This window comes from uncultured Cellulomonas sp., from assembly GCF_947494015.1.
In the GTDB taxonomy this organism is placed as follows: Bacteria; Actinomycetota; Actinomycetes; order Actinomycetales; family Cellulomonadaceae; genus Pengzhenrongella.
Window position 1 is genome coordinate 343,740 of record NZ_CANLTL010000002.1, and the last position, 24,782, is coordinate 368,521.

The following is a 24,782-nucleotide window of genomic DNA, read 5'->3' on the forward strand; positions in this document are numbered from 1 at the left end:
GGGCGCCCGGGGGCGCCGTCGGCCCGGCGTCAGTACTGCTGCTGCTCGTCCTCGGTGAACTCGACCTCGTCGCCCTCGTAGTACCCGGCGGTCTGCGTGGGGTCGAAGTCGAGCGGGCTGTCCTTGAGGGACAGGCCGAGCTCGGCGAGCTTCTCCTTGACCTCGGTGATGGACTTCGCACCGAAGTTGCGGATGTCCAGCAGGTCGGCCTCGCTGCGGGCCACGAGCTCACCCACGGTGTGGATGCCCTCGCGCTTGAGGCAGTTGTAGGAGCGGATCGTCAGCTGCAGCTCCTCGACCGGCAGGGCCAGGTCGGCGGCGAGCGCGGCGTCGGTCGGCGACGGGCCGATCTCGATGCCCTCGGCCTCGACGTTGAGCTCACGCGCCAGACCGAACAGCTCGACGAGCGTCTTGCCGGCCGAGGCCAGCGCGTCCCGCGGGGCGATCGCGCTCTTGGTCTCGACGTCGACGATGAGCTTGTCGAAGTCGGTGCGCTGCTCGACACGGGTCGCCTCGACCTTGTAGGTCACCTTGAGGACCGGCGAGTAGATCGAGTCGACCGGGACGCGGCCGATCTCGGCGTCGTAGGACTTGTTCTGCTGCGCCGACACGTACCCGCGCCCACGCTCGACGGTCAGCTCGATCTCGAGCTTGCCCTTCTCGTTGAGCGTCGCGATGTGCAGGTCGGGGTTGTGCACCTCGACGCCCGCCGGCGGCACGATGTCCGCCGCGGTGACCGCACCCGAGCCCTGCTTGCGCAGGTACATCACGACGGGCTCGTCGTTCTCGGAGGAGACGACGAGGTTCTTGATGTTGAGGATGATCTCGGTGACGTCCTCCTTGACCCCCGGCACGGTGGTGAACTCGTGCAGGACGCCGTCGATCCGGATGGACGTGACAGCAGCGCCGGGGATGGACGACAGCAGGGTGCGACGCAGGGAGTTGCCCAGCGTGTAGCCGAAGCCCGGCTCGAGCGGCTCGATCGAGAACCGCGAGCGACGCTCGGAGATGACCTCTTCGGTCAGGGTGGGGCGCTGTGCGATGAGCACGGTGTCATTCCTCTCAGCGGGCGTCCGCCATATGACGCGTCCGCGGTACTACGTGCCCGCCGGGTCTCGGTCCACCCGGGTCAGGCGTGGTGCGCAGGTCCGTGCGCGGCGCGCGGCCACGACGACGGTCGGCTCCGGCTCACGCCGGGAGAGCACACCGGGCCGGTGGTCCGGCCCGGTGTGCTCTGCGGGGTGGATCAGACGCGACGGCGCTTCGGCGGACGGCAGCCGTTGTGCGCCTGGGGCGTCACGTCGGAGATCGAGCCGACCTCGAGGCCGGTCGCCTGCAGCGAGCGGATCGCGGTCTCACGGCCGGAGCCGGGGCCCTTGACGAAGACGTCGACCTTCTTCATGCCGTGCTCCTGGGCGCGGCGGGCGGCGGCCTCGGCGGCGAGCTGGGCCGCGAACGGGGTCGACTTGCGCGAACCCTTGAAGCCGACCTGGCCGGACGAGGCCCAGGCGATCACCGCGCCGGACGGGTCCGTGATCGAGACGATGGTGTTGTTGAAGGTGCTCTTGATGTGCGCCTGGCCGTGGGAGACGTTCTTCTTCTCCTTGCGGCGCGGCTTGCGCACGGCGGTACGGGACTTGGGGGGCATGGGACTTCTCTCTCGGGTCTGAGGTCGGCGGGCCGCGGGTGCCGCGGAGCCGGTGACGTGTCACCGGCCCGGGGCGAGCGGGCTACTTGCGACCGGCCTTCTTCTTGCCGGCGACGGTGCGCTTGGGGCCCTTGCGGGTACGCGCGTTGGTCTTGGTGCGCTGGCCACGCACCGGGAGGCCGCGGCGGTGGCGGATGCCCTCGTAGCTGCCGATCTCGACCTTGCGGCGGATGTCCGCGGCGACCTCGCGCCGCAGGTCGCCCTCGAGCTTGAAGCTGCCCTCGAGGTAGTCGCGCAGGGCGACCAGCTCGGCGTCGCCGAGGTCCCGCACGCGCACGTCGGGGCTGATGCCCGTCGCGGCCAGGGTCTGCTGAGCGCGGGTGCGACCCACGCCGTAGATGTAGGTGAGCGCGATCTCCAGCCGCTTCTCGCGGGGGAGGTCGACGCCGACAAGACGTGCCATCTGAGAGGTGTCTCCTGTACTGCGTCGGAGGTCTTCCGCACCGCCGTCCCGCATGTGTGCGGGCCCCGGCCTCCGACCGGGGGTTCTGCGCCGCCGCCAGGGGCGAGGAGCAGTGGCTGTGCGCTGGTGGCGCCGCCTCGTGACGAGGCGGCCCGGGTGCTCGCTCGAGCCGTGCCGAGCGTCAGGGGGTCAGCCCTGGCGCTGCTTGTGGCGCAGGTTCTCGCAGATCACCATGACGCGACCGTGCCGGCGGATGACCTTGCACTTGTCGCAGATCTTCTTGACGCTGGGCTTGACCTTCATGGCTGTTCCTTCGCCGCCGCGTCCGTGCCCGCGGGCGCGGACGAAGGTGGCGGCATGATCGAGTGGCGGTTACTTGTAGCGGTAGACGATCCGGCCGCGGGACAGGTCGTACGGGCTCAGCTCAACGACCACGCGGTCCTCGGGGAGGATCCGGATGTAGTGCTGGCGCATCTTGCCCGAGATGTGAGCGAGCACCTTGTGGCCGTTGGCCAGCTCCACGCGGAACATCGCGTTCGGCAGGGCCTCGACAACGCTGCCCTCGATCTCGATGACACCGTCCTTCTTTGCCATATCCTCCGCTAACTCTTGGTGTGCAACGACAGCCACCCCCGCCCGGGCAGGTCGCAGGACCGGACGGGCGGTGATGGGATCGGCGGGTGCACGGCATGAGCAGGCACACGCCCAACGGACAACTCTACGCCATGGCCGGCTGACGGGGAACCGGCCCTACCGGGCCGGACCGTGTGACGTCGCACTCAGCCGCCCGCCACGTCGCGCCCGCGACCCACCGGCGCCGATCGGCCGGCACCGGGCGCGCTCAGCTGCCGAGGTCGGCGACCTGGACGCCGAGCTCGCCCAGCCGCGCCGCCCCGCCGTCGTGCGCGGTGAGCACCACCACCCCGGTGGGCAGGACGGCGACCGAGTGCTCCCAGTGGCTCGCGCGTGACCCGTCCGTGGTCACCACGGTCCAGTCGTCCGCGAGCACCCGGGTGTCGCGAGCGCCGCGCACGAGCATCGGCTCGACCGCCACGCACATGCCCGGCTTGAGCTTCGCGCCCCGGTCCCGGGCGCGGTAGTTGAGCACCTCGGGCGGCTGGTGCATGGCGCTGCCGATGCCGTGCCCGACGTACTCCTGCACGATGCCGAACCGCGTCCCGCCGTTGGCGCCGGCCGCCGCGGCGGAGTCGACGACGTCCTCGACGGCCTCGCCGACCGCGCCCAGCCGGTCGGCGCCGGCGAGAGCCGCGATCCCCGCCCACATCGCGCGCTCGGTGGTCTCGGCGAGGGCGACGTCGAGCGGGTCGGCGGCGTCGAGCACCACGGTCATGGCGGAGTCGCCGTGCCAGCCGTCGACGATCGCCCCGCAGTCCACGGAGACCACGTCACCGGGTTCCAGCACCCGCGGGCCCGGGATGCCGTGCACGACCTCGTCGTTCACCGACACGCACAGCGTCGCGGGAAAGCCGTGGTAGCCGAGGAAGGACGGCGTCGCGCCCGCGGACCGGATCACGTCGGCGGCGACGGCGTCGAGGTCCGCGGTGGTCAGGCCCGGGCGCACCTCGGCACGCACGGCCGCCAGCGCGTCCGCCACGACCAGCCCGGCGCGGCGCATGACGCGCACCTGCTCCGGCGTCTTGTACTCGATGCGGTCCCGACCGAACATCGCCCGACCCGTGCCGGTCAGCCGACGCGGGACCCGAGCGCCGACATCAGGCGCTCGGTCACCTCGTCGATGTCCCCGATGCCGTCCACCGTGACCAGCAGGTCCCGCTGGGCGTACGCACCGGTGAGGGGGGCGGTGTGCTCGGCGTAGATCGCCAGCCGGCGGGAGATGGCCTCGGCGGTGTCGTCCGTGCGGCCCTCGGCCGCGGCCCGCCCGGCGAGCCGGTTGAGCAGCTCCTCGCGGTCGGCGCCGAGCTCGATGACCGCGTCCAGCGTCTCGCCGCGCTCGGCCAGGACGGCGTCGAGCGCCTGGACCTGGGCCGCGTTGCGCGGGTAGCCGTCGAGGATGAACCCCTCGGCGGCGTCCGGCTCGGCGAGCCGGTCGCGGACCATGGCGTTGGTGATCGAGTCGGGCACGAGGTCACCGGCGTCCATGATCGCCTTGGCCTGGTTGCCGAGCTCGGTGCCGCCCTTGACGTTGGCCCGGAAGATGTCACCGGTCGAGATGGCCGGCACCCCCAGCCGCTGCGACAGCCGAGCGGCCTGCGTGCCCTTGCCGGAGCCCTGCGGGCCCATGATCACCAGTCGCGCGCTCATCGCAGGAACCCTTCGTAGTGCCGCTGCTGCAGCTGCGACTCGATCTGCTTGACGGTCTCCAGCCCGACGCCCACGACGATGAGGATGGAGGCGCCGCCGAACGGGATGGCGGTCGAGATGTCCAGCAGGATGAAGACGATCGTCGGGATGAGCGCCACCAGGGCCAGGTAGACCGACCCGGGCGCGGTGATCCGCGAGATCACGTAGGACAGGTACTCCGCGGTCGGCCGGCCGGCGCGGATGCCCGGGATGAAGCCGCCGTACTTCTTCATGTTGTCGGCGACCTCGTCCGGGTTGAACGTGATGGCCGTGTAGAAGTAGCAGAAGAAGATGATCAGGACGACGTAGAGCACCAGGTGCAGGGGCGCTGCCGGGTCCACCAGGTACACCGAGAGCCACTGCACCCAGCCGGCCGTCTGGTCGCCGAACTGGGCGATGAGCCCGGGCACGGCGAGCAGCGACGAGGCGAAGATGATCGGGATGACCCCGGCCATGTTGATCTTGATCGGGATGTAGGTGCTCGACCCGCCGTACATGCGCCGGCCGACCATCCGCTTGGCGTACTGGACCGGGATCCGGCGCTGGGACTGCTCGACGAACACCACCAGGCCGATCACCAGGATGATCACCGCGAGCACGATGATGAACTTGGTAATGCCGTTGTCGCCACCGGCGATGGACCACAGCGCGGTCGGGAAGCTCGCCGCGATCGAGGTGAAGATCAGCAGGGACATGCCGTTGCCGATGCCGCGCTCGGAGATCAGCTCACCGAGCCACATGATCAGACCGGTACCGGCGGTCATGGTCAGCACCATGAGCAGGACCGTGATCACCCCGGCGTTGGGGATGACGTCCACCGAGCAGCCCGCGAACAGACCGCCGTTGCGCGCGACCGTGATGACGGTCGTCGACTGCAGGATGGCCAGGCCGATGGTCAGGTAGCGGGTGTACTGCGTGAGCTTCGCGGTACCGGACTGGCCCTCCTTGTGCAGGGCCTCGAACCGTGGGATCACCACACGCAGCAGCTGCACGATGATGCTCGCCGTGATGTACGGCATGATCCCCAGGGCGAACACCGACAGCTGGAGCAGCGCGCCGCCGCTGAACAGGTTGACCAGCCCGAGCAGATCGTTGCCGCCCGCCGTCTCGGCGATGCAGGTCTGGACGTTCGGGTAGGAGACCCCGGGCGTCGGGAGGAAGGACCCGACCCGGAAGATCGACATGATGGCGATCGTGAAGAGCAGCTTGCGCCGCAGGTCGGGCGTCCTGAACGCCCGGACGAATGCGCTGAGCACCTATCCTCCTGCTCCGCCAGAGGCGGTGTGTCGTGTCCCGGTGGAGCCGGTCCATCTGTGCGTGCGTCGTTGCGACGCAGGGGCCATCCTCACGGATCACCGTGCAGATGCGAAAACGGGGTCGGTGGGACGCGTGTCCCACCGACCCCGTCCATGCGATCAGTCCTGCTCGACGGACCCGCCGGCCGCGACGATCTTGTCCTTGGCCGACGCCGAGTAGGCGTCCACCGCGACCGTCAGCGCCACCGTGATCTCGCCGGTGCCGAGCACCTTGACCGGCTGGCCCTTGCGGACCGCGCCCTTGGCCACGAGATCGGCGACCGTGACGGACCCGCCCGCCGGGTACAGCTCGGCCAGCTTGTCCAGGTTGACGACCTGGTACTCGGTGCGGAACGGGTTCTTGAACCCGCGCAGCTTCGGCAGGCGCATGTGCAGAGGCATCTGCCCACCCTCGAAGCTCTCCGGCACCTGGTAGCGGGCCTTGGAGCCCTTGGTCCCGCGACCGGCCGTCTTGCCCTTGGACGCCTCACCACGACCCACACGGGTCTTGGCGGTCTTGGCCCCGGGGGCCGGACGCAGGTGGTGCACCTTCAGGGTGCCGCCCGCTCCGCCCCCGGTGCCGCCCGTGCGGGCCGACCCGGTGGACGTGCCGGCAGCCGTGGACGTGCCGGCAGCGGTGGCCTTCGCGGCCTGCGTGCTCTCGCTCATCACTCGACCTCCTCGACCGCGACGAGGTGGATCACCGTCTGGACCATGCCACGGATCTCCGGGCGGTCCTCCTTCACGACGGTGTCACCGATCCGCTTCAGACCGAGGGTCCGCAGCGTGTCGCGCTGGTTCTGCTTGCCGCCGATGGCGGACTTGGTCTGGGTCACCTTCAGGCGCGCCATCAGGCACCCGCTCCCACGCCGGCCGCCGCGGCCGTGCCGGCAGCGCGGGCCCGCAGCAGGGACGCCGGGGCGACGTGCTCGAGCGGGAGCCCACGGCGAGCGGCCACGGCCTCCGGCTGCTCGAGACCGCGCAGCGCCTCCACCGTGGCGTGCACGATGTTGATGGCGTTGGAGGAGCCGAGCGACTTGCTCAGGATGTCGTGCACACCGGCGCACTCCAGCACCGCACGTACCGGTCCGCCGGCGATGACACCGGTACCGGGCGATGCGGGCCGCAGGAACACGACACCGGCCGCCGCCTCACCCTGGATGGGGTGCGGGATGGTGCCCTGGATGCGCGGGACCTTGAAGAAGTTCTTCTTGGCCTCCTCGACGCCCTTGGCGATCGCCGCGGGCACCTCCTTGGCCTTGCCGTAGCCGACGCCGACGGTGCCGTCGCCGTCGCCCACCACGACGAGCGCGGTGAAGCTGAAGCGGCGGCCACCCTTGACGACCTTGGCCACGCGGTTGATCGTCACGACGCGCTCGAGGAACTGGCTCTTCTCGGGAGCGTCCCGGCGGCCACCGTCACGGCGGCCACCGTCGCGGCGGTCGCCGCCGCCGCCGGCGCCGCCCGCGGGCGCGCCGGTGTTGCTGCGCTGAGGAGCAGCCATCAGTGAATCCTCTTCTTCCGTGCGGAGGTGGTGGTCGTCACAGGGCCAGTCCGCCTTCGCGGGCCCCGTCGGCGACTGCTGCCACCCGGCCGTGGTACTTGTTGCCGCCGCGGTCGAAGACGACCGCGTCGACGCCGGCGGCCTTCGCGCGCTCGGCGACGAGCTCGCCCACGCGGCGGGCCTTGGCGGTCTTGTCCGCGCCCAGGGCGCGCAGATCGACCTCGAGGGTCGAGGCCGACGCGACCGTGCGGCCGACCGTGTCGTCGACGACCTGGGCCGTCATGTGCCGGGCGGACCGGGTGACGACGAGACGCGGACGGACCGGCGTGCCGGAGACCTTCTTGCGCACCCGCAGGTGGCGGCGGGCGCGGCTGATCGCCTTGCCCTTGCCCTTGATCGTGATCGCCATCGCTTACTTACCAGCCTTTCCGACCTTGCGCCGGACGACCTCGCCGGCGTAGCGCACACCCTTGCCCTTGTACGGCTCGGGCTTGCGGATCTTGCGGATGTTGGCTGCGACCTCGCCGACCTGCTGCTTGTCGATGCCGCTGACCGAGAACCGGGTCGGGGCCTCGACGGCGAACGAGATGCCGGCGGGGGGCGCGACGTTGACCGGGTGGCTGAACCCGAGCGCGAACTCGAGCGTGTCGCCCTTGGCCGTGACGCGGTACCCGGTCCCGACGATCTCCAGGCGCTTGGTGTAGCCCTCGGTGACGCCGGTGATCAGGTTGGCGAGCAGCGTGCGGGTCAGGCCGTGCAGCGAGCGCGAGGCGCGCTCGTCGTCGGGGCGCGACACCGCGAGGGCGCCGTCCTCGTCGCGGATGACCTGGATGGGCGAGGCCACCGTGTGGCTCAGGGTGCCCTTGGGGCCCGTGACCGTGACCACGGGGCCGTCGATGGAGACGTCCACGCCGGTGGGGACCGGGACGGGGACTCTGCCGATTCGAGACATGGCTAGCTCCTTTCCGTCTCGGACTTACCAGACGTAGGCGAGGACTTCCCCACCCACGCCCTTCTTGGCGGCCTGCTTGTCGGTGAGGAGACCGGAGGACGTGGACAGGATCGCCACGCCCAGGCCGCCGAGCACCTTGGGCAGGTTGGTCGACTTGGCGTACACGCGCAGGCCCGGCTTGGACACGCGGCGCACACCGGCGAGCGAGCGCTCGCGGTTCGGGCCGTACTTGAGCTCGATCGTGAGGTACTGCCCCACCGGGGCGTCCTCGACCTTCCAGCCGGCGATGTAGCCCTCGGCCTGGAGGATCTCAGCGATGTGCGACTTCAGCTTCGAGAACGGCATGGTGACCGTGTCGTGGTGCGCCGAGTTCGCGTTCCGCAGACGCGTGAGCATGTCTGCGATCGGGTCGGTCATGGTCATGTGGGCTCAGGCCCTTCCTCGCCGGGGTATCCGGGTCCGCGTCTGCGGGTGGCCCGGACCAGCGGCGTAGTTGTTACCAGCTGCTCTTGGTGACGCCGGGGAGCTCGCCGGCGTGCGCCATCTGGCGCACGCAGATCCGGCAGAGGCCGAACTTGCGGTACACGGAGTGCGGACGCCCGCACCGCTGGCACCGGGTGTAGGCGCGCACCTTGAACTTCGGCGTCTTGGCGGCCTTCTGGATCAGGGCGGTCTTCGCCATGTCAGTCCTCCTTGAAGGGGAAGCCGAGACGCTTCAGCAGCGAGCGGCCCTCTGCGTCGGTGGTCGCGGTGGTCACGACGGTGATGTCCATGCCACGCACGCGGTCGATCTTGTCCTGGTCGATCTCGTGGAACATCGACTGCTCCGTCAGACCGAAGGTGTAGTTGCCGTGCCCGTCGAACTGCTTGGCCGACAGGCCGCGGAAGTCGCGGATGCGGGGCAGCGCGGTGGACAGCAGGCGGTCCAGGAACTCCCACATGCGGTCACCGCGCAGCGTCACGTGGGCGCCGATCGGCATGCCCTCGCGCAGCTTGAACTGGGCGATCGACTTGCGGGCCTTGGTGACCTGCGGCTTCTGACCGGTGATCGCGGTGAGGTCCTTGATGGCACCGTCGATGAGCTTGGAGTCCTTGGCGGCCTCGCCCACGCCCATGTTCACGACGACCTTGGTCAGCCGTGCGACCTGGTTGACGTTCGCGTGCGCGAACTCGGTGAACAGGTCGGGCGCGATCGCGTCGTTGTACCGGGCCTTCAGGCGCGGGACCGGACGGCCGTAGTCGTTGCGGGGGGTGTCCCCGCCGGTGGTGACCGTGCTCTCGGTGGTCATCAGATGTCCTTCCCGGAGCGCTTGGCCACGCGGACCCGCACGGTCCTGGTCCGACCGTCACGCTCGACTTCCTCGGTGCGGTACCCGACCCGGGTGCCCTTCTTGGTCTCCGGGTCGACGAGCATCACGTTGCTGATGTGGATCGGGGCCTCGACGGTCTCGATCCCACCGGTCCGCGTGCCGCGCTGCGTCTGGCCGGCCTTGACGTGCTTGGTGACCCGCTGCACGCCCTCGACCACGACGCGCTGCGACTCGACCAGGACCTCCAGCACGCGACCGGTCTGGCCCTTGTCGCGGCCCGAGATGACCAGCACGAGGTCACCCTTCTTGATCTTCGCCATGGTCAGAGCACCTCCGGAGCCAGCGAGATGATCCGCATGAACTTCTTGTCGCGCAGCTCACGGCCCACCGGGCCGAAGATGCGCGTCCCACGGGGGTCCCCGTCGTTCTTGAGGATCACGGCGGCGTTCTCGTCGAACTTGATGTACGAGCCGTCGGGACGCCGACGCTCCTTGCGGGTCCGGACGATGACCGCCTTGACGACGTCGCCCTTCTTGACGTTGCCGCCGGGGATCGCGTCCTTGACGGTGGCGACGATGACGTCACCGATTCCGGCGTAGCGACGTCCCGAACCACCGAGAACGCGGATGCAGAGGATCTCCTTGGCACCCGTGTTGTCGGCGACCCGAAGTCGCGACTCCTGCTGGATCATGTATTAACTCCTGTCGTCTGCTGGTTCTCGCACCCTGCTCGCAGGGGTCTGAGCCTGGCCGAACGGATAGCTGCCGTCATGCACCCGGGCCGGTGGTGGAACCCGTGGTCCCACCACCGCATTCCCCCGGGGGCAACTGAGTCGTGCTGTGCTGGTGAGCAGGGCCTACTTGGCCCGCTCGAGGACCTCGACCACGCGCCACCGCTTGGTGGCGGACAGCGGCCGCGTCTCCATGATGAGGACCAGGTCGCCGATGCCGGCCGCGTTGGCCTCGTCGTGCGCCTTGACCTTGCTGGTGCGCCGGATGACCTTGCCGTAGAGCGGGTGCTTGACCCGGTCCTCGACCTCCACCACGACGGTCTTCTGCATCTTGTCGCTCACCACGTAGCCACGCCGCGTCTTGCGGTACGGGCGGTGCTGGGCGGGGGCCGCGCCGACCGCGGCCTCGTTCGTCGTCTCACTCATCGCTTGGACCTCACTCGCTCGCGCTCGGGGCGGTACGGATGCCGAGCTCGCGCTCACGCAGGATCGTGTAGATCCGCGCGATGTCACGACGCACAGCCTTGAGCCGCCCGTGGCTCTCGAGCTGACCGGTGGCCGACTGGAAGCGCAGGTTGAACAGCTCCTCCTTGGCCTTCTTCAGCTCGGCGACGAGGCGCTCGTCGTCGAAGCCGTCCAGCTCGTCGGGGGCGAGCTCCTTGGTTCCGATAGCCATCAGTTGCCACCACCCTCGCGGACCACGAAACGGGTCTTCATCGGGAGCTTGTGCTGGGCGCGGCGCATGGCCTCGCGAGCCAGCGGCTCCGGGACACCGGCGAGCTCGAACATCACTCGACCCGGCTTGACGTTGGCGATCCACCACTCGGGCGAACCCTTACCCGAACCCATGCGGGTCTCCGCCGGCTTCTTGGTGAGCGGGCGGTCCGGGTAGATGTTGATCCAGACCTTGCCACCACGCTTGATGTGGCGGGTCATGGCGATACGAGCAGCCTCGATCTGGCGGTTGGTGACGTAGGCGGGCTCGAGGGCCTGGATGCCGAAGTCGCCGAACGCGATCGTCGTGCCACCGGTCGCGGCGCCGGAGCGCCCCGGGTGGTGCTGCTTGCGGTGCTTCAGCCTGCGCGGGATCAGCATGGCTCAGGCCTCCGATCCGGACTGGGGGGCGGCCGGCGCGGCAGCGTCCGCGGCCGGGGCCGCCTCGGCGGGAGCGTCGGTCCGCTCGGGACGACGGGGGGCGCCGGCGCGAGCCGGACGGTCGCCGCGCGGGCCACCGCGGGGCGCCCGAGGAGCCTGCGTCGCCTGCTGCTGGGCGAACTCCTTCTCGGTCATGTCGCCCTTGTAGATCCAGACCTTCACGCCGATGCGGCCGAACGTGGTCCGGGCCTCGTAGAAGCCGTAGTCGATGTTCGCGCGCAGCGTGTGCAGCGGCACACGACCCTCGCGGTAGAACTCGCTGCGGCTCATCTCGGCGCCACCGAGGCGGCCGGCGCACTGCACCCGGATGCCCTTGGCGCCGGCGCGCTGGGCGGACTGCATGCCCTTGCGCATCGCCCGACGGAAGGACACGCGGCTGGCGAGCTGCTCGGCGATGCCCTGGGCCACGAGCTGGGCATCGATCTCGGCGTTCTTCACCTCGAGGATGTTCAGCTGCACCTGCTTGCCGGTGAGCTTCTCCAGCTCGCCGCGGATGCGGTCGGCCTCCGCACCGCGACGCCCGATGACGATGCCCGGGCGGGCGGTGTGGATGTCGACGCGCACCCGGTCACGGGTGCGCTCGATCTCGACCTTCGAGATGCCGGCGCGCTCGAGACCGGTCGACATGAGCTTGCGGATCTGGACGTCCTCGCGGACGTAGTCGCGGTACCGCTGGCCGGGCTTGGTGCTGTCGGCGAACCACCGCGAACGGTGGTCGGTCGTGATGCCGAGGCGGTACCCGTGCGGGTTGACCTTCTGTCCCACTATCGGGCCCTCTCCTTCTTCTCGACGGGGGCCACGACCACGGTGATGTGGCTGGTCCTCTTGAGGATCTGGCTCGCCCGTCCCTGTGCACGCGGGCGGAACCGCTTGAGGGTCGGACCCTCGTCGACGTACGCCTCACGGACCACCAGCGCCGTGGCGTCGAACGCCTCGCCGGCCCGGTCCGCCTTGACCCGGGCGTTGGCGATCGCGCTCTCGACAACCTTGAGCACGGTCTCCCCCGCGGCCTGCGGCGCGAACTTCAGCGTCGCGACGGCCTGCTCGGCCTGCTTGCCACGGATGAGGTCCACGACGCGCCGGGCCTTCTGGGGCGTGACGCGGACGAACCGCGCCTGCGCCTTGGCTTCCATTGCTGTCCTGCCTTCTTGAATCGTCATCAGCGGCGACGGCCCTTGCGGTCGTCCTTCTCGTGGCCGCGGAACGTCCGCGTGGGGGCGAACTCGCCCAGCTTGTGCCCGACCATCGACTCGGTGACGAAGACGGGCGTGTGCTTGCGGCCGTCGTGCACCGCGAACGTGTGGCCGAGGAAGTCCGGCGTGATGAGCGACCGGCGGGACCACGTCTTGATGACGTTCTTGGTCCCCTTCTCGTTCTGCAGGTCGACCTTCTTCTGGAGGTGACCGTCGACGAACGGGCCCTTCTTCAGGCTGCGTGGCATCTGTCGGCTCCCTATCAGCGCTTCTTGCCGGTGCGCCGACGGCGCACGATGAGCTTGTCGCTCGGCTTGTTCGGACGGCGGGTCCGGCCCTCGGGCTGGCCCCACGGGCTCACGGGGTGACGCCCACCGGACGTCTTGCCCTCACCACCACCGTGCGGGTGGTCGATCGGGTTCATGGCGACACCGCGCACGGAGGGGCGCTTGCCCTTCCAGCGCATGCGGCCGGCCTTGCCCCAGTTGATGTTGGACTGCTCGGCGTTGCCGACCTCGCCGACCGTGGCGCGGCAGCGCAGGTCGACGTTGCGGATCTCACCGGACGGCATGCGCAGCTGCGCGTAGGGCCCGTCCTTGGCGACCAGCTGGACCGACGCACCGGCCGAGCGGGCGATCTTCGCGCCGCCACCGGGCTTGAGCTCGATGGCGTGGATGACCGTACCGGTCGGGATGTTGCGCAGCGGCAGGTTGTTGCCCGGCTTGATGTCGGCGCCGGCACCGTTCTCGACGACGTCTCCCTGGCGGAGCTTGTTCGGCGCCACGATGTAGCGCTTCTCGCCGTCCGCGTAGTGCAGCAGCGCGATGCGCGCCGTGCGGTTGGGGTCGTACTCGATGTGGGCGACCTTGGCCGGCACGCCGTCCTTGTCGTGGCGACGGAAGTCGATGACCCGGTAGGCGCGCTTGTGGCCACCGCCCTGGTGACGCATGGTCACGCGGCCGGTCGAGTTGCGACCGCCCGTCTTGTGCAGCGGGCGGACCAGCGACTTCTCCGGCGTGGAGCGCGTGACCTCGACGAAGTCGGCGACGGAGGCGCCACGGCGCCCCGGCGTCGTCGGCTTGTACTTACGGATTCCCATGGGGATCTGTCCTAATCTCTGCTCGTGGCGGTCGGCCTCAGCCGACCGGTCCGCCGAAGATGTCGATCGTGCCCTCGCGGAGGGTGACGATCGCGCGCTTCGTGTCCTTGCGCTTGCCGAGCCCGAACTTGGTCCGCCGCGTCTTGCCCTTGCGGTTGATCGTGTTCACCGACTCGACCTTGACCGCGAAGACCTGCTCGATCGCGATCTTGATCTCGGTCTTGTTCGCGCGGGGGTCCACGATGAACGTGTACTTCCCCTCGTCGAGCAGCCCGTAGCTCTTCTCCGAGACGACCGGCGCGATCAGGATGTCGCGCGGGTCCTTGGTGACGACGGTCACTTCGCGTCCTCCTCGGTCAGTGCGGCCTCGGACTCGGTCGCGGTCGCGGTGACCGTGCGACCGGCGGCCGGGCCGGCCAGGAACGCGTCGAGCGCTCCCTGGGTGAACACGACGTCGTCGGAGACGAGCACGTCGTAGGTGTTGAGCTGGTCGGCGACGAGCAGGTGGACCCGCTCGACGTTGCGCAGCGACTTCCAGGTGATCTCGTCCGAACGCTCCACGACGACCAGGACGTTCTTGCGCCCGGACAGGGTGTCGAGGATGGCGACGGCCGACTTGGTCGACGGCGCCGCGCCCGGGGCGAAGCCCGTGACGACGTGCACGCGACCGGCGCGGGCGCGGTCCGAGAGAGCACCGCGGAGCGCCGCGGCCTTCATCTTCTTCGGGGTCCGCTGGGAGTAGTCACGCGGCGTCGGGCCGTGCACGGTGCCACCGCCGGCGAACTGCGGCGCACGCGTCGAGCCCTGGCGGGCGCGGCCGGTGCCCTTCTGCTTGTACGGCTTGCGCCCACCACCGCGCACCTCGCCACGGTTCTTCGTGTCGTGGGTGCCCTGGCGCGCCGCCGCGAGCTGCGCGACGACGACCTGGTGGATCAGCGGGACGTTCGTCTGGACGTCGAAGACCTCGGCGGGCAGGTCGGTGGTGCCCGCCTTCGTGCCGCTGGGGTCGACGACGTCGACGGTCAGGGTGAGTCCGGTGTCAGCCACGTCGCTCATGCCCCCTTCACTGCGTTGCGCACGAGGACGACGCCGCCCTTGGGGCCCGGGACGGCGCCCTTGACGAGCAGCAGGCCCTTCTCGGCGTCGACCGCGTGGACGGTCAGGTTCTGAGTGGTCTGGCGCTGGTGTCCCATGCGCCCGGCCATCCGCATGCCCTTGAAGACGCGCGACGGGGTCGAGGCCCCACCGATCGAGCCGGGCTTGCGGTGGTTGCGGTGCGAACCGTGGGAGGCGCTGACGCCGGCGAATCCGTGACGCTTCATCACACCGGCCGTGCCCTTGCCCTTGGTGGTCCCGGACACGTCGACCGTCGTGCCGGCCTCGAAGGCCGCGGCGGTGATCTCCTGGCCGAGCGTGTACTCGGCCGCGTCGGAGGTCCGGATCTCGGCCACATGCCGGCGCGGGGTGACCCCGGCCTTCTCGAAGTGGCCCTTGAGCGGCTGGGTCACCTTGCGCGGGTCGATCTGGCCGTAGGCCAGCTGGACCGCGGAGTACCCGTCCGTGTCAGCGGTGCGCACCTGCGTGACGACGTTCGTGCCGACCTGCACGACGGTGACAGGCACGAGACGACCGTTGTCGTCCCAGACCTGCGTCATGCCGAGCTTGGTGCCGAGCACGGCCGTGACGGCGCGCGCGTTCTGCTGGGTGGTCATGATGATCAGTTCCTTCCCAGCTTCAGAGCTTGATCTCGATGTTCACGTCGGCCGGCAGGTCGAGTCGCATAAGCGAGTCCACCGCCTTCGGCGTGGGATCGATGATGTCGATGAGCCGCTTGTGCGTGCGCATCTCGAAGTGCTCGCGGCTGTCCTTGTACTTGTGGGGCGACCGGATGACGACGAAGACGTTCTTCTCCGTCGGGAGCGGCACCGGACCCACGACCGTCGCACCAGCGCGCGTCACCGTGTCGACGATCTTGCGCGCCGAGCTGTCGATGACCTCGTGGTCGTAGGACTTGAGCCGGATGCGGATCTTCTGTCCCGCCATGGCGTCGTCTGACTCTCTCTCTCGAACCGCTAGCTGTCCGGCCCACGCACTCGGGCGTGTCGCGTTCTGCGTCACACCATCGCGCTGCGCACCTGTTCGAGGTGCGGGGCCGTTGGAGGCTGTCTGAGCTCCGCCGCAGGCACCTTCCCCGCCGACCTGAGCTCCAACGTGTGCTCACCCCGAGCAGTCAGCGCACGCACACGCGCGCACGACCGGCCCCGGGCAACCTGGCTAGTCTGCCAGACGTTCCTCGCCCTGGCCAACCCCGCAGGGGCGGCGTGAGCGAGGACACGCTCCGCGGCGACCGGCGCACCGGCGCTCGCGGAGGAATGCGGAAGGGCCCGGGTGCACGCACCCGGGCCCTTCCGGTGGATCACTTGATGATCTTGGTGACCCGGCCCGAGCCGACGGTCCGGCCACCCTCACGGATGGCGAAGCCGAGGCCCTCCTCCATGGCGATCGGCTGGATCAGCGCGACCGTCATCTCGGTGTTGTCGCCGGGCATGACCATCTCGGTGCCCTCGGGCAGCGTGATGACGCCGGTGACGTCGGTGGTGCGGAAGTAGAACTGCGGACGGTAGTTCGCGTAGAACGGGTTGTGACGCCCGCCCTCGTCCTTGGCCAGGATGTAGACCTGCGCCTCGAAGTCGGTGTGCGGGGTGATCGAACCCGGCTTCACGACGACCTGGCCGCGCTCGACGTCCTCGCGCTTGGTGCCGCGCAGCAGCAGACCGACGTTCTCGCCGGCCTCGGCGTAGTCGAGCAGCTTGCGGAACATCTCGACGCCGGTGACCGTGGTCTTGATCGCCTTCTCCTTGATGCCGACGATCTCCACCTCCTCGTTCACCTTGAGCGCGCCGCGCTCGACACGACCGGTGACGACGGTGCCACGACCGGTGATCGTGAAGACGTCCTCGATGGGCATGAGGAACGGCTTGTCGATCTCGCGGACCGGGTCCGGGACGTTCTCGTCGACGGCGTCCATGAGGTCCTCGACGGACTTGACCCAGGTCGGGTCGCCCTCGAGCGCCTTGAGGCCGGAGACGCGCACGACCGGCGCGTCGTCGCCGTCGAAGCCCTGCGAGCTGAGCAGCTCACGGACCTCCATCTCGACGAGCTCGAGGATCTCCTCGTCGTCGACCATGTCGGACTTGTTCAGCGCGACGAGCAGGTACGGCACGCCGACCTGGCGGGCGAGCAGCACGTGCTCACGCGTCTGGGCCATGGGGCCGTCCGTCGCGGCGACCACGAGGATGGCGCCGTCCATCTGCGCCGCACCCGTGATCATGTTCTTGATGTAGTCGGCGTGACCGGGCGCGTCGACGTGCGCGTAGTGGCGCTTCTCGGTCTGGTACTCGACGTGCGCGATGTTGATCGTGATACCGCGCTGCTTCTCCTCGGGCGCCTTGTCGATCTCGTCGAACGGCGTGAAGGGGTTCAGCTCCGGGAACTTGTCGTGCAGCACCTTCGAGATGGCAGCGGTCAGCGTCGTCTTGCCGTGGTCGACGTGACCGATGGTCCCGATGTTGACGTGCGGCTTGGTCCGCTCGAACTTGGCCTTGCCCACTGTGTCCTCCTCGGACTCACGGTAGTGATCTGCTCATACGGTGCAGGCGCCATGGTGGCACCTGCACGGGCGTTCGGCCGCTCCGGCCGGCTGCCGTGGGAGTGGTCTCCCGACCGGTGGGACCTACTCGCCCCGGGTCTTCTTGATGATCTCCTCGGCGACGTTCCGAGGAACCTCGGCGTAGCTGTCGAAGGACATCGAGTACACGGCCCGACCCTGGGTCTTGGACCGCAGGTCGCCGACGTACCCGAACATCTCCGACAGCGGGACCTGAGCGGTGATGACCTTCACACCGGTCGCGTCCTCCATCGCCTGGATCATGCCGCGGCGCGAGTTCAGGTCGCCGATGACGTCGCCCATGTACTCCTCGGGCGTGCGCACCTCGACGGCCATGACCGGCTCCAGCAGGACGGGGTCCGCCTTGCGGACCGCCTCCTTGAGGATCATCGAGCCGGCGATCTTGAACGCCATCTCCGAGGAGTCGACGTCGTGCGCGGCGCCGTCGAGCAGGATCGCCTTGACGCCGACCAGCGGGAAGCCCGCCAGCACGCCGAGGTTCATCGCGCTCTGGATGCCCGCGTCCACCGACGGGATGTACTCGCGCGGCACGCGGCCACCGGTGACCTTGTTCTCGAACTCGTACAGCTCGCCCTCGGAGGGGTCGAGCGGCTCGAAGGTCATCTGGACCTTCGCGTACTGGCCCGAGCCACCGGTCTGCTTCTTGTGCGTGTAGTCGAGCTTCTCGACCGCACGGCGGATCGTCTCGCGGTAGGCGACCTGGGGCTTGCCCACGTTCGCCTCGACCTTGAACTCGCGGCGCATGCGGTCCACCAGGATGTCCAGGTGGAGCTCGCCCATGCCGGCGATCTCGGTCTGGCCGGTGTCCTCGTTGAGGGAGACCCGGAACGTCGGGTCCTCCTCGGCGAGCTTCTGGATGGCCAGGGAGAGCTTCTCCTGGTCGCCCTTGGTCTTCGGCTCGATCGCGACGGTGATGACGGGCTCCGGGAAGCTCATCGACTCGAGCACGATCTTGTTGTTCGGGTCGCACAGGGTGTCACCGGTGGTGACGTCCTTGAGCCCGATGAACGCGTAGATGTGGCCGGCCGTGGCGTCCTCGACCGGGTTCTCCTTGTTGGAGTGCATCTGGAAGAGCTTGCCGATGCGCTCCTTCTTGTCCTTCGTGGCGTTGTACACCTGCGCACCCGAGGACACCTGGCCCGAGTACACGCGGACGTACGTCAGCTTGCCGAAGAACGGGTGCGAGGCGACCTTGAAGGCGAGCGCCGAGAAGGGCTCGGTCGACTTCGGCTCGCGGCGCAGGATCGTCTCCTCGTCGCCGATCGCGTGACCCTCGACGGCCGGCACGTCCAGCGGGGACGGCAGGTAGTCGATGACGGCGTCGAGCATGGGCTGGACGCCCTTGTTCTTGAACGCCGAGCCGCACAGGATCGGGAACGCGTCGCCGGAGAGCACGAGGGCACGGATGCCCTTCTTGATCTCCGCGATCGTCAGCTCCTCGCCGCCGAGGAACTTCTCCAGCAGGGCGTCGTCGGTCTCGGCCACGGCCTCGACGATCGCCGCGCGGTACTCCTCGGCCTGCTCCTGCATGTCGGCCGGGATGTCCTCGACCTCGTACTTCTCGCCCATGGCCGTCTCGCCACGCCAGACCAGCGCGCGCATCTCGATCAGGTCCACGACGCCGATGAAGTCGTTCTCGGCACCGATGGGGAGCTGGATCGGGAGCGGCTTGGCCTTGAGGCGGTCGACGATCGTCTTGACCGTGAAGTAGAAGTCGGCGCCGAGCTTGTCCATCTTGTTGACGAAGCAGATGCGCGGGACGTTGTACTTGTCCGCCTGGCGCCACACCGTCTCGGACTGGGGCTCCACGCCCTCCTTGCCGTCGAAGACCGCGACAGCGCCGTCGAGCACCCGCAGGGAGCGCTCGACCTCGACCGTGAAGTCCACGTGGCCCGGGGTGTCGATGATGTTGATCTGGTTGTTCTTCCAGTAGCAGGTCGTCGCGGCGGACGTGATCGTGATGCCGCGCTCCTGCTCCTGCTCCATCCAGTCCATCGTCGACGCACCGTCGTGCGTCTCACCGATCTTGTAGTTGACCCCGGTGTAGAACAGGATCCGCTCGGTGGTGGTGGTCTTGCCGGCATCGATGTGCGCCATGATGCCGATGTTGCGGACCTTGTTGAGGTCCGTCAGCACGTCGAGTGCCACGTTGTCGCCCTTCTGAGCAGTCGGTTCGCGCCGAGGGACCCGGCGCAGCTGGGGGTGACCCAGCGGGTCTCGCCGAGGTCCCCCGGCGCGAGGCTGGGATTACCAGCGGTAGTGCGCGAAGGCCTTGTTGGACTCGGCCATCTTGTGCATGTCCTCACGACGCTTGACCGCGGCACCGAGGCCGTTGCTCGCGTCGAGGATCTCGTTCATGAGGCGCTCGGTCATCGTCTTCTCGCGGCGGGCGCGCGAGTAGTCGGTGAGCCAGCGCAGCGCGAGCGTCGTGGACCGCACGGGGCGGACCTCGACGGGCACCTGGTAGGTCGCACCACCGACGCGGCGCGAGCGGACCTCGAGCGCGGGGCGGACGTTCTCCAGCGCGCGCTTGAGGACGACGACGGGGTCGCCCGAGGTCTTCTCGCGGACACCCTCCAGGGCGCCGTAGACGATCGACTCGGCGACGGACTTCTTGCCGTCCAGCAGCACCTTGTTGATGAGCTGCGTGACGACCGGGGACCCGTAGACCGGGTCGACGATGAGCGGCCGCTTCGGGGCCGGACCCTTGCGAGGCATCAGCTGTTGCCCTTCTTCGCGCCGTAGCGGCTGCGAGCCTGCTTGCGGTTCTTGACACCCTGGGTGTCGAGCGCGCCGCGGACGATCTTGTAGCGGACACCCGGCAGGTCCTTCACACGGCCACCGCGCACGAGCACGATCGAGTGCTCCTGCAGGTTGTGACCGACACCGGGGATGTAGGCGGTGACCTCGACCTGGCTCGAGAGGCGGACGCGCGCGACCTTGCGGAGGGCCGAGTTCGGCTTCTTCGGGGTGGTCGTGTAGACGCGGGTGCACACACCGCGGCGCTGCGGGGAGCCCTTGAGCGCGGGGGTCTTGGACTTGGTCACCTTGGGCTGCCGGCCCTTGCGGACCAGCTGCTGGATCGTAGGCACTACGTCTCCGTGTCTGTTCGGGTGTGGATCTCTGATCGACCGGAGCCTTGTCCGATCCGGTGAGGCCGGCCCGTCCGGGCCGGCCCGATGGCCTTGAGTCCCGCCCCGCCCCCGCAACCGGGCGTGTCGCCCGACTCCGGCACACCGGCCACTCACGCGAGCAGATGGTGTGTGCGTGTGCGGCGGACCGTGGGTCCGCCGCCCCCTCCACCGCACCGCCGAGGCGGTCGGTCCAGGAGCGTGCACGCAGGGCCCGACGGCGCGGGCACGGTTGACCACATTACCTGGCCCGCCTGAACGGGTCAAAGGCATGTGACCAGCCTGACAGGGGCCGCGGCAGCGAGCCCCCGACGTGGTCCGGCCCCCGGCGCCGCACGGGCGCCGGGGGCCGGACCGGGTGAGGACTGGTCAGCGGAAGTCGCCGAAGTCCAGGTCCTCGAGCGGGATCGCCTCGCCCGAGCCGAGGCCCAGGGCGGGGAAGTCGATCTCGTCGTAGCCGAAGCTCGGGTACAGCTCGGCCTTCGCCGCCTCGGTCGGCTCGACCGCGACGTTCCGGTACCGGGCCAGGCCCGTCCCCGCCGGGATCAGCTTTCCGAGGATGACGTTCTCCTTCAGGCCCAGCAGCGGGTCGCTGCGACCGCTCATGGCCGCCTCGGTCAGCACCCGGGTCGTCTCCTGGAAGGAGGCGGCCGAGAGCCACGAGTCGGTCGCGAGCGAGGCCTTGGTGATGCCCATCAGCTCCGGACGGCCCGACGCCGGCTGGCCGCCCTCGGCGACCGCCCGACGGTTGGCGTCCTCGAACCGGCCGCGCTCGGCCAGCTCGCCCGGCAGCAGGTCGGTGTCGCCCGAGTCCAGCACGGTCACGCGCCGCAGCATCTGCCGCACGATGACCTCGATGTGCTTGTCGTGGATGTCCACGCCCTGCGAGCGGTACACCTGGTGCACCTCGTCCACCAGGTGCTTCTGCGTGGCCCGCGGGCCGAGGATGCGCAGCACCTTCTTGGGGTCGACGGCGCCCTGGACCAGCTGGGTGCCGACCTCGACGTGCTGCCCGTCGGTGACCAGCAGCCGCGACCGCTTGGTGATCGGGTAGGCGATCTCCTCCGAGCCGTCGTCCGGGGTGAGCACGATGCGGCGGGTCCGCTCGGACTCGTCGATCGTGACCCGGCCGGTGAACTCGGCGATCGGGCCCTCACCCTTGGGGGTACGCGCCTCGAACAGCTCCTGGATACGGGGCAGACCCTGGGTGATGTCGTCGGCCGAGGCCACACCACCGGTGTGGAAGGTCCGCATCGTCAGCTGCGTGCCGGGCTCACCGATCGACTGGGCCGCGATGATGCCGACGGCCTCGCCGATGTCCACGAGCTTGCCGGTCGCCAGCGAGCGGCCGTAGCACTTGGCGCAGGTGCCCACGCGCGACTCGCAGGTCAGGACCGAGCGGATCTTGAGCTCGGTGACCCCGGCCTCGAGCAGGGCGTCGATGAGCACGTCGCCGACGTCCTCCCCCGACTCCCCGATCGTGCGGCCGTCGACCTCGACGCCGGTCGCCAGCGTGCGCGAGTAGACGCTCGTCTCGACCTTGTCGTGCCGGCGCAGGGTGCCGTCCGGTCCGGCCACGCCGACCGGCATGACCAGGCCGCGCTCGGTGCCGCAGTCCTCCTCGCGGATGATGACGTCCTGGGAGACGTCCACCAGCCGGCGGGTGAGGTAGCCCGAGTCGGCGGTCCGCAGCGCGGTGTCCGCCAGACCCTTGCGGGCACCGTGCGAGGCGATGAAGTACTCCAGGACCGACAGGCCCTCGCGGTAGTTGGACTTGATCGGGCGCGGGATGATCTCGCCCTTCGGGTTCGCCACGAGGCCGCGCATGCCGGCGATCTGGCGGACCTGCATCCAGTTACCACGAGCACCCGAGCCGACCATCCGGTACACGGTGTTGCGGGCCGGGAAGTTCTCCCGCATCGCCTCGGCGACCTTGTCGGTCGCCTGCGTCCAGATCTCGATGAGCTCCTGGCGGCGCTCGTCGTCGGTGATCAGGCCCTTCTCGTACTGGCCCTGGATCTTCGCGGCGCGCGCCTCGTGCTCCTCGAGGATCGCGGCCTTGGCGACCGGGGTCGCGACGTCCGAGATGGCGATCGTGACGCCCGAGCGGGTGGCCCAGCGGAAGCCGGCCTCCTTCAGGGCGTCCAGGCTCGCGGCGACCTCGACCTTCGGGTACCGCTCGGCCAGGTCGTTGACGATGACCGACAGCCGCTTCTTGTCGACGACGCCGTTCTCGTACGGGTAGTCGACCGGGAGCAGCTCGTTGAACAGCGCCCGACCCAGGGTCGTGGTGAAGACGAGCGGGTCGCCCTCGGTCCACCCCTCCGGCGCGTCGAAGCCGGCCGACGGCGCGACGAGGTCCTCCAGCCGGATCCGCACGACCGCGTTGAGGTCCAGGTCACCGGCGTCGAACGCCATGATCGCCTCGGCCACCGAGCTGAAGAACCGCCCGGCGCCCTTCGCGTCCTCGTCGGGCCGGTCGGACGTCAGGTGGTACAGCCCGATGATCATGTCCTGCGAGGGCATGGTCACCGGCCGGCCGTCCGACGGCTTGAGGATGTTGTTGCTCGAGAGCATGAGGATGCGGGCCTCGGCCTGCGCCTCCGCGCTCAGCGGCAGGTGGACGGCCATCTGGTCGCCGTCGAAGTCCGCGTTGAAGGCGGCGCAGACGAGCGGGTGCAGGTGGATCGCCTTGCCCTCGACCAGCTGCGGCTCGAAGGCCTGGATGCCCAGGCGGTGCAGCGTGGGGGCACGGTTGAGCAGCACGGGGTGCTCGGTGATGACCTCTTCGAGGACGTCCCAGACCACCGGGCGGGCGCGCTCGACCATGCGCTTGGCCGACTTGATGTTCTGCGCGTGGTTGAGGTCCACGAGCCGCTTCATGACGAACGGCTTGAAGAGCTCGAGCGCCATCTGCTTGGGCAGGCCGCACTGGTGCAGCTTGAGCTGCGGCCCGACGACGATGACCGAACGGCCCGAGTAGTCCACGCGCTTGCCGAGGAGGTTCTGGCGGAACCGCCCCTGCTTGCCCTTGAGCATGTCGGAGATCGACTTCAGCGGCCGGTTGCCCGGGCCGGTCACCGGACGTCCACGGCGGCCGTTGTCGAACAGCGCGTCGACGGCCTCCTGGAGCATGCGCTTCTCGTTGTTCACGATGATCTCGGGAGCACCGAGGTCGAGCAGGCGCTTGAGCCGGTTGTTGCGGTTGATCACGCGGCGGTACAGGTCGTTGAGGTCCGAGGTGGCGAAGCGGCCACCGTCGAGCTGGACCATCGGGCGCAGGTCCGGCGGGATGACCGGGACGGCGTCCAGGACCATGCCCTCGGGCGAGTTGCTCGTGGTGAGGAACGCGTTGACGACCTTGAGCCGCTTGAGGGCGCGGGTCTTGCGCTGGCCCTTGCCGTTGCGGATGGTGTCGCGCAGCGACTCCGACTCGGCGTCCAGGTCGAACGCCTGCAAGCGCTTCTGGATGGCCGAGGCGCCCATCGAGCCCTCGAAGTAGTTGCCGTACCGGTCCGTGAGCTGGCGGTAGAGCATCTCGTCGCCCTCGAGGTCGGCGACCTTGAGGTTCTTGAAGCGGTCCCAGACGGTCTCCAGGCGCTCGAGCTCGGCGTCCGAGCGCTTGCGGATCTGCGCCATCTCGCGCTCGGCCGAGTCGCGCACCTTGCGGCGAGCGTCCGAGCGGGCACCCTCGGCCTCGAGCTCGGCCAGGTCGGCCTCGAGCTTCTGCGCGCGGGCGTTGATCTCGTTGTCGCGGCGGTCCGCGATCTCCTTCTTCTCCAGGTCGATCTCGTTCTGGAGGTTGGGCAGATCCTCGGCACGGCCGGCCTCGTCGACCGACGTGATCATGTACGCCGCGAAGTAGATGACCTTCTCGAGGTCCTTCGGCGCGAGGTCCAGCAGGTACCCCAGGCGCGAGGGTACGCCCTTGAAGAACCAGATGTGGGTGACCGGGGCGGCGAGCTCGATGTGGCCCATCCGCTCACGGCGCACCTTGGAGCGGGTCACCTCGACGCCGCAGCGCTCGCAGATGATGCCCTTGAAGCGCACGCGCTTGTACTTGCCGCAGTAGCACTCCCAGTCCCGGGTGGGGCCGAAGATCTTCTCGCAGAAGAGCCCGTCCTTCTCCGGCTTGAGGGTGCGGTAGTTGATGGTCTCGGGCTTCTTGACCTCGCCGTGCGACCAGGCGCGGATGTCCTCAGCCGTGGCGAGTCCGATACGCAGCTCATCGAAGACGTTGACGTCGAGCAAGGGGGTCCTACTCTCTTCGCTTGCCGGTCGCAGGGACCGGC

The 24,782-nt window shown here is 69.2% G+C and carries 34 protein-coding genes; all 34 read right to left on the reverse strand.

Annotated elements, in window-relative coordinates; all coding sequences use genetic code 11:
* Nucleotides 1-29: 29 nt before the first annotated feature.
* The 34 genes from Q0840_RS03345 to Q0840_RS03510 all read right to left on the reverse strand — a co-directional run bounded on the left by Q0840_RS03345 (nt 30) and on the right by Q0840_RS03510 (nt 24,741).
* Nucleotides 30-1,049 (reverse strand): DNA-directed RNA polymerase subunit alpha, encoded by a 1,020-nt coding sequence (locus Q0840_RS03345; RefSeq protein ID WP_298456305.1) that lies wholly within the window; start codon nt 1,047-1,049, stop codon nt 30-32.
* Between the two features lie 197 nt (nt 1,050-1,246).
* A complete protein-coding gene (gene rpsK, locus Q0840_RS03350; protein ID WP_298456310.1) occupies nt 1,247-1,648 on the reverse strand; it encodes a 30S ribosomal protein S11 in 402 nt (133 codons plus the stop codon).
* An 82-nt stretch (nt 1,649-1,730) separates the two neighbouring features.
* Entirely contained in the window at nt 1,731-2,111 is a 381-nt protein-coding gene (gene rpsM, locus Q0840_RS03355; RefSeq protein ID WP_298456313.1) for a 30S ribosomal protein S13, read from the reverse strand.
* 189 nt (nt 2,112-2,300) lie between these two features.
* Entirely contained in the window at nt 2,301-2,414 is a 114-nt protein-coding gene (gene rpmJ / locus Q0840_RS03360; protein ID WP_009740505.1) for a 50S ribosomal protein L36, read from the reverse strand.
* 69 nt (nt 2,415-2,483) lie between these two features.
* Entirely contained in the window at nt 2,484-2,705 is a 222-nt protein-coding gene (infA, locus tag Q0840_RS03365; RefSeq protein ID WP_012867920.1) for a translation initiation factor IF-1, read from the reverse strand.
* A gap of 247 nt (nt 2,706-2,952) precedes the next feature.
* Entirely contained in the window at nt 2,953-3,798 is an 846-nt protein-coding gene (gene map / locus Q0840_RS03370) for a type I methionyl aminopeptidase (RefSeq protein ID WP_298456361.1), read from the reverse strand.
* A gap of 17 nt (nt 3,799-3,815) precedes the next feature.
* Entirely contained in the window at nt 3,816-4,394 is a 579-nt protein-coding gene (locus tag Q0840_RS03375; protein WP_298456363.1) for an adenylate kinase, read from the reverse strand.
* Nucleotides 4,391-5,689, reverse strand: a complete 1,299-nt coding sequence (gene secY, locus Q0840_RS03380) for a preprotein translocase subunit SecY (RefSeq protein WP_298456367.1) — start codon at nt 5,687-5,689, stop codon at nt 4,391-4,393. The genes Q0840_RS03375 and secY overlap by 4 nt, the downstream gene beginning before the upstream one ends.
* Nucleotides 5,690-5,848: 159 nt before the next feature.
* A complete protein-coding gene (gene rplO, locus Q0840_RS03385) occupies nt 5,849-6,397 on the reverse strand; it encodes a 50S ribosomal protein L15 (RefSeq protein ID WP_298456370.1) in 549 nt (182 codons plus the stop codon).
* A complete protein-coding gene (gene rpmD, locus Q0840_RS03390; RefSeq protein WP_298456373.1) occupies nt 6,397-6,579 on the reverse strand; it encodes a 50S ribosomal protein L30 in 183 nt (60 codons plus the stop codon). The genes rplO and rpmD overlap by 1 nt, the downstream gene beginning before the upstream one ends.
* Nucleotides 6,579-7,232, reverse strand: coding sequence for a 30S ribosomal protein S5 (rpsE, locus tag Q0840_RS03395; RefSeq protein WP_298456377.1), 654 nt, complete (start codon nt 7,230-7,232; stop codon nt 6,579-6,581). Before rpsE ends, rpmD begins: the two co-directional genes overlap by 1 nt.
* A gap of 37 nt (nt 7,233-7,269) precedes the next feature.
* Complete coding sequence (rplR, locus tag Q0840_RS03400) at nt 7,270-7,641, reverse strand: 50S ribosomal protein L18 (RefSeq protein ID WP_298456379.1); 372 nt, start codon at nt 7,639-7,641, stop codon at nt 7,270-7,272.
* 3 nt (nt 7,642-7,644) lie between these two features.
* Nucleotides 7,645-8,184, reverse strand: a complete 540-nt coding sequence (rplF, locus tag Q0840_RS03405) for a 50S ribosomal protein L6 (protein WP_298456381.1) — start codon at nt 8,182-8,184, stop codon at nt 7,645-7,647.
* A 24-nt stretch (nt 8,185-8,208) separates the two neighbouring features.
* Entirely contained in the window at nt 8,209-8,607 is a 399-nt protein-coding gene (rpsH, locus tag Q0840_RS03410) for a 30S ribosomal protein S8 (protein WP_298456384.1), read from the reverse strand.
* A gap of 73 nt (nt 8,608-8,680) precedes the next feature.
* A complete protein-coding gene (locus Q0840_RS03415) occupies nt 8,681-8,866 on the reverse strand; it encodes a type Z 30S ribosomal protein S14 (protein ID WP_298456386.1) in 186 nt (61 codons plus the stop codon).
* 1 nt (nt 8,867) lies between these two features.
* Nucleotides 8,868-9,473, reverse strand: a complete 606-nt coding sequence (gene rplE / locus Q0840_RS03420) for a 50S ribosomal protein L5 (RefSeq protein WP_298456389.1) — start codon at nt 9,471-9,473, stop codon at nt 8,868-8,870.
* The gene (gene rplX / locus Q0840_RS03425) at nt 9,473-9,814 is read right to left on the reverse strand and encodes a 50S ribosomal protein L24 (protein ID WP_298456392.1); all 342 of its coding nucleotides are present in this window, start codon (nt 9,812-9,814) and stop codon (nt 9,473-9,475) included. The genes rplE and rplX overlap by 1 nt, the downstream gene beginning before the upstream one ends.
* 2 nt (nt 9,815-9,816) lie before the next feature.
* Nucleotides 9,817-10,185, reverse strand: coding sequence for a 50S ribosomal protein L14 (gene rplN, locus Q0840_RS03430; protein WP_146899653.1), 369 nt, complete (start codon nt 10,183-10,185; stop codon nt 9,817-9,819).
* A 165-nt stretch (nt 10,186-10,350) separates the two neighbouring features.
* A complete protein-coding gene (rpsQ, locus tag Q0840_RS03435; protein WP_298456399.1) occupies nt 10,351-10,650 on the reverse strand; it encodes a 30S ribosomal protein S17 in 300 nt (99 codons plus the stop codon).
* A gap of 10 nt (nt 10,651-10,660) precedes the next feature.
* Nucleotides 10,661-10,900: a 50S ribosomal protein L29 gene (gene rpmC, locus Q0840_RS03440; RefSeq protein ID WP_298456400.1), complete on the reverse strand. Its 240-nt coding sequence runs from the start codon at nt 10,898-10,900 to the stop codon at nt 10,661-10,663.
* Complete coding sequence (gene rplP / locus Q0840_RS03445) at nt 10,900-11,319, reverse strand: 50S ribosomal protein L16 (RefSeq protein ID WP_298456403.1); 420 nt, start codon at nt 11,317-11,319, stop codon at nt 10,900-10,902. The genes rpmC and rplP overlap by 1 nt, the downstream gene beginning before the upstream one ends.
* 3 nt (nt 11,320-11,322) lie before the next feature.
* Entirely contained in the window at nt 11,323-12,144 is an 822-nt protein-coding gene (gene rpsC, locus Q0840_RS03450; protein ID WP_298456406.1) for a 30S ribosomal protein S3, read from the reverse strand.
* Nucleotides 12,144-12,512: a 50S ribosomal protein L22 gene (gene rplV / locus Q0840_RS03455; protein WP_298456409.1), complete on the reverse strand. Its 369-nt coding sequence runs from the start codon at nt 12,510-12,512 to the stop codon at nt 12,144-12,146. Before rplV ends, rpsC begins: the two co-directional genes overlap by 1 nt.
* A gap of 26 nt (nt 12,513-12,538) precedes the next feature.
* On the reverse strand, nt 12,539-12,820 hold the full coding sequence (gene rpsS / locus Q0840_RS03460; protein WP_298456411.1) for a 30S ribosomal protein S19: 282 nt from the start codon (nt 12,818-12,820) through the stop codon (nt 12,539-12,541).
* 14 nt (nt 12,821-12,834) lie between these two features.
* Nucleotides 12,835-13,671: a 50S ribosomal protein L2 gene (gene rplB / locus Q0840_RS03465; RefSeq protein WP_298456414.1), complete on the reverse strand. Its 837-nt coding sequence runs from the start codon at nt 13,669-13,671 to the stop codon at nt 12,835-12,837.
* Between the two features lie 37 nt (nt 13,672-13,708).
* Nucleotides 13,709-14,011 carry a 50S ribosomal protein L23 gene (rplW, locus tag Q0840_RS03470; RefSeq protein WP_298456419.1) on the reverse strand — a complete coding sequence of 101 codons (303 nt, stop codon included), beginning with the start codon at nt 14,009-14,011 and terminating at the stop codon, nt 13,709-13,711.
* The gene (gene rplD, locus Q0840_RS03475) at nt 14,008-14,727 is read right to left on the reverse strand and encodes a 50S ribosomal protein L4 (RefSeq protein WP_298456422.1); all 720 of its coding nucleotides are present in this window, start codon (nt 14,725-14,727) and stop codon (nt 14,008-14,010) included. The genes rplW and rplD overlap by 4 nt, the downstream gene beginning before the upstream one ends.
* Complete coding sequence (rplC, locus tag Q0840_RS03480) at nt 14,724-15,383, reverse strand: 50S ribosomal protein L3 (RefSeq protein ID WP_298456427.1); 660 nt, start codon at nt 15,381-15,383, stop codon at nt 14,724-14,726. Before rplC ends, rplD begins: the two co-directional genes overlap by 4 nt.
* A 22-nt stretch (nt 15,384-15,405) precedes the next feature.
* Nucleotides 15,406-15,714 carry a 30S ribosomal protein S10 gene (gene rpsJ, locus Q0840_RS03485; protein WP_019146773.1) on the reverse strand — a complete coding sequence of 103 codons (309 nt, stop codon included), beginning with the start codon at nt 15,712-15,714 and terminating at the stop codon, nt 15,406-15,408.
* 373 nt (nt 15,715-16,087) lie between these two features.
* Entirely contained in the window at nt 16,088-17,281 is a 1,194-nt protein-coding gene (gene tuf / locus Q0840_RS03490) for an elongation factor Tu (protein WP_298456440.1), read from the reverse strand.
* 123 nt (nt 17,282-17,404) lie between these two features.
* Complete coding sequence (gene fusA, locus Q0840_RS03495) at nt 17,405-19,507, reverse strand: elongation factor G (protein WP_298456443.1); 2,103 nt, start codon at nt 19,505-19,507, stop codon at nt 17,405-17,407.
* A 99-nt stretch (nt 19,508-19,606) separates the two neighbouring features.
* Nucleotides 19,607-20,077: a 30S ribosomal protein S7 gene (rpsG, locus tag Q0840_RS03500; RefSeq protein WP_146899618.1), complete on the reverse strand. Its 471-nt coding sequence runs from the start codon at nt 20,075-20,077 to the stop codon at nt 19,607-19,609.
* Nucleotides 20,077-20,451, reverse strand: a complete 375-nt coding sequence (gene rpsL / locus Q0840_RS03505) for a 30S ribosomal protein S12 (protein WP_298456448.1) — start codon at nt 20,449-20,451, stop codon at nt 20,077-20,079. The genes rpsG and rpsL overlap by 1 nt, the downstream gene beginning before the upstream one ends.
* A gap of 408 nt (nt 20,452-20,859) precedes the next feature.
* Nucleotides 20,860-24,741, reverse strand: coding sequence for a DNA-directed RNA polymerase subunit beta' (locus Q0840_RS03510; RefSeq protein WP_298456450.1), 3,882 nt, complete (start codon nt 24,739-24,741; stop codon nt 20,860-20,862).
* Nucleotides 24,742-24,782 lie beyond the last annotated feature (41 nt).

Excerpts from the sequence above, each read along its gene's own strand:
- rpsK (WP_298456310.1), bottom strand. The coding sequence starts at position 1,648 with ATGCCCCCCAAGTCCCGTACCGCCGTGCGCAAGCCGCGCCGCAAGGAG.
- rpsM (WP_298456313.1), bottom strand. The coding sequence starts at position 2,111 with ATGGCACGTCTTGTCGGCGTCGACCTCCCCCGCGAGAAGCGGCTGGAG.
- rpmJ (WP_009740505.1), bottom strand. The coding sequence starts at position 2,414 with ATGAAGGTCAAGCCCAGCGTCAAGAAGATCTGCGACAAGTGCAAGGTC.
- infA (WP_012867920.1), bottom strand. The coding sequence starts at position 2,705 with ATGGCAAAGAAGGACGGTGTCATCGAGATCGAGGGCAGCGTTGTCGAG.
- map (WP_298456361.1), bottom strand. The coding sequence starts at position 3,798 with ATGTTCGGTCGGGACCGCATCGAGTACAAGACGCCGGAGCAGGTGCGC.
- Q0840_RS03375 (WP_298456363.1), bottom strand. The coding sequence starts at position 4,394 with ATGAGCGCGCGACTGGTGATCATGGGCCCGCAGGGCTCCGGCAAGGGC.
- rplO (WP_298456370.1), bottom strand. The coding sequence starts at position 6,397 with ATGAGCGAGAGCACGCAGGCCGCGAAGGCCACCGCTGCCGGCACGTCC.
- rpmD (WP_298456373.1), bottom strand. The coding sequence starts at position 6,579 with ATGGCGCGCCTGAAGGTGACCCAGACCAAGTCCGCCATCGGCGGCAAG.
- rpsE (WP_298456377.1), bottom strand. The coding sequence starts at position 7,232 with ATGGCTGCTCCTCAGCGCAGCAACACCGGCGCGCCCGCGGGCGGCGCC.
- rplR (WP_298456379.1), bottom strand. The coding sequence starts at position 7,641 with ATGGCGATCACGATCAAGGGCAAGGGCAAGGCGATCAGCCGCGCCCGC.
- rplF (WP_298456381.1), bottom strand. The coding sequence starts at position 8,184 with ATGTCTCGAATCGGCAGAGTCCCCGTCCCGGTCCCCACCGGCGTGGAC.
- rpsH (WP_298456384.1), bottom strand. The coding sequence starts at position 8,607 with ATGACCATGACCGACCCGATCGCAGACATGCTCACGCGTCTGCGGAAC.
- Q0840_RS03415 (WP_298456386.1), bottom strand. The coding sequence starts at position 8,866 with ATGGCGAAGACCGCCCTGATCCAGAAGGCCGCCAAGACGCCGAAGTTC.
- rplE (WP_298456389.1), bottom strand. The coding sequence starts at position 9,473 with ATGACCACCGAGAGCACGGTCACCACCGGCGGGGACACCCCCCGCAAC.
- rplX (WP_298456392.1), bottom strand. The coding sequence starts at position 9,814 with ATGGCGAAGATCAAGAAGGGTGACCTCGTGCTGGTCATCTCGGGCCGC.
- rplN (WP_146899653.1), bottom strand. The coding sequence starts at position 10,185 with ATGATCCAGCAGGAGTCGCGACTTCGGGTCGCCGACAACACGGGTGCC.
- rpsQ (WP_298456399.1), bottom strand. The coding sequence starts at position 10,650 with ATGAGTGAGACGACGAACGAGGCCGCGGTCGGCGCGGCCCCCGCCCAG.
- rpmC (WP_298456400.1), bottom strand. The coding sequence starts at position 10,900 with ATGGCTATCGGAACCAAGGAGCTCGCCCCCGACGAGCTGGACGGCTTC.
- rplP (WP_298456403.1), bottom strand. The coding sequence starts at position 11,319 with ATGCTGATCCCGCGCAGGCTGAAGCACCGCAAGCAGCACCACCCGGGG.
- rplV (WP_298456409.1), bottom strand. The coding sequence starts at position 12,512 with ATGGAAGCCAAGGCGCAGGCGCGGTTCGTCCGCGTCACGCCCCAGAAG.
- rpsS (WP_298456411.1), bottom strand. The coding sequence starts at position 12,820 with ATGCCACGCAGCCTGAAGAAGGGCCCGTTCGTCGACGGTCACCTCCAG.
- rplB (WP_298456414.1), bottom strand. The coding sequence starts at position 13,671 with ATGGGAATCCGTAAGTACAAGCCGACGACGCCGGGGCGCCGTGGCGCC.
- rplD (WP_298456422.1), bottom strand. The coding sequence starts at position 14,727 with ATGAGCGACGTGGCTGACACCGGACTCACCCTGACCGTCGACGTCGTC.
- rplC (WP_298456427.1), bottom strand. The coding sequence starts at position 15,383 with ATGACCACCCAGCAGAACGCGCGCGCCGTCACGGCCGTGCTCGGCACC.
- rpsJ (WP_019146773.1), bottom strand. The coding sequence starts at position 15,714 with ATGGCGGGACAGAAGATCCGCATCCGGCTCAAGTCCTACGACCACGAG.
- rpsG (WP_146899618.1), bottom strand. The coding sequence starts at position 20,077 with ATGCCTCGCAAGGGTCCGGCCCCGAAGCGGCCGCTCATCGTCGACCCG.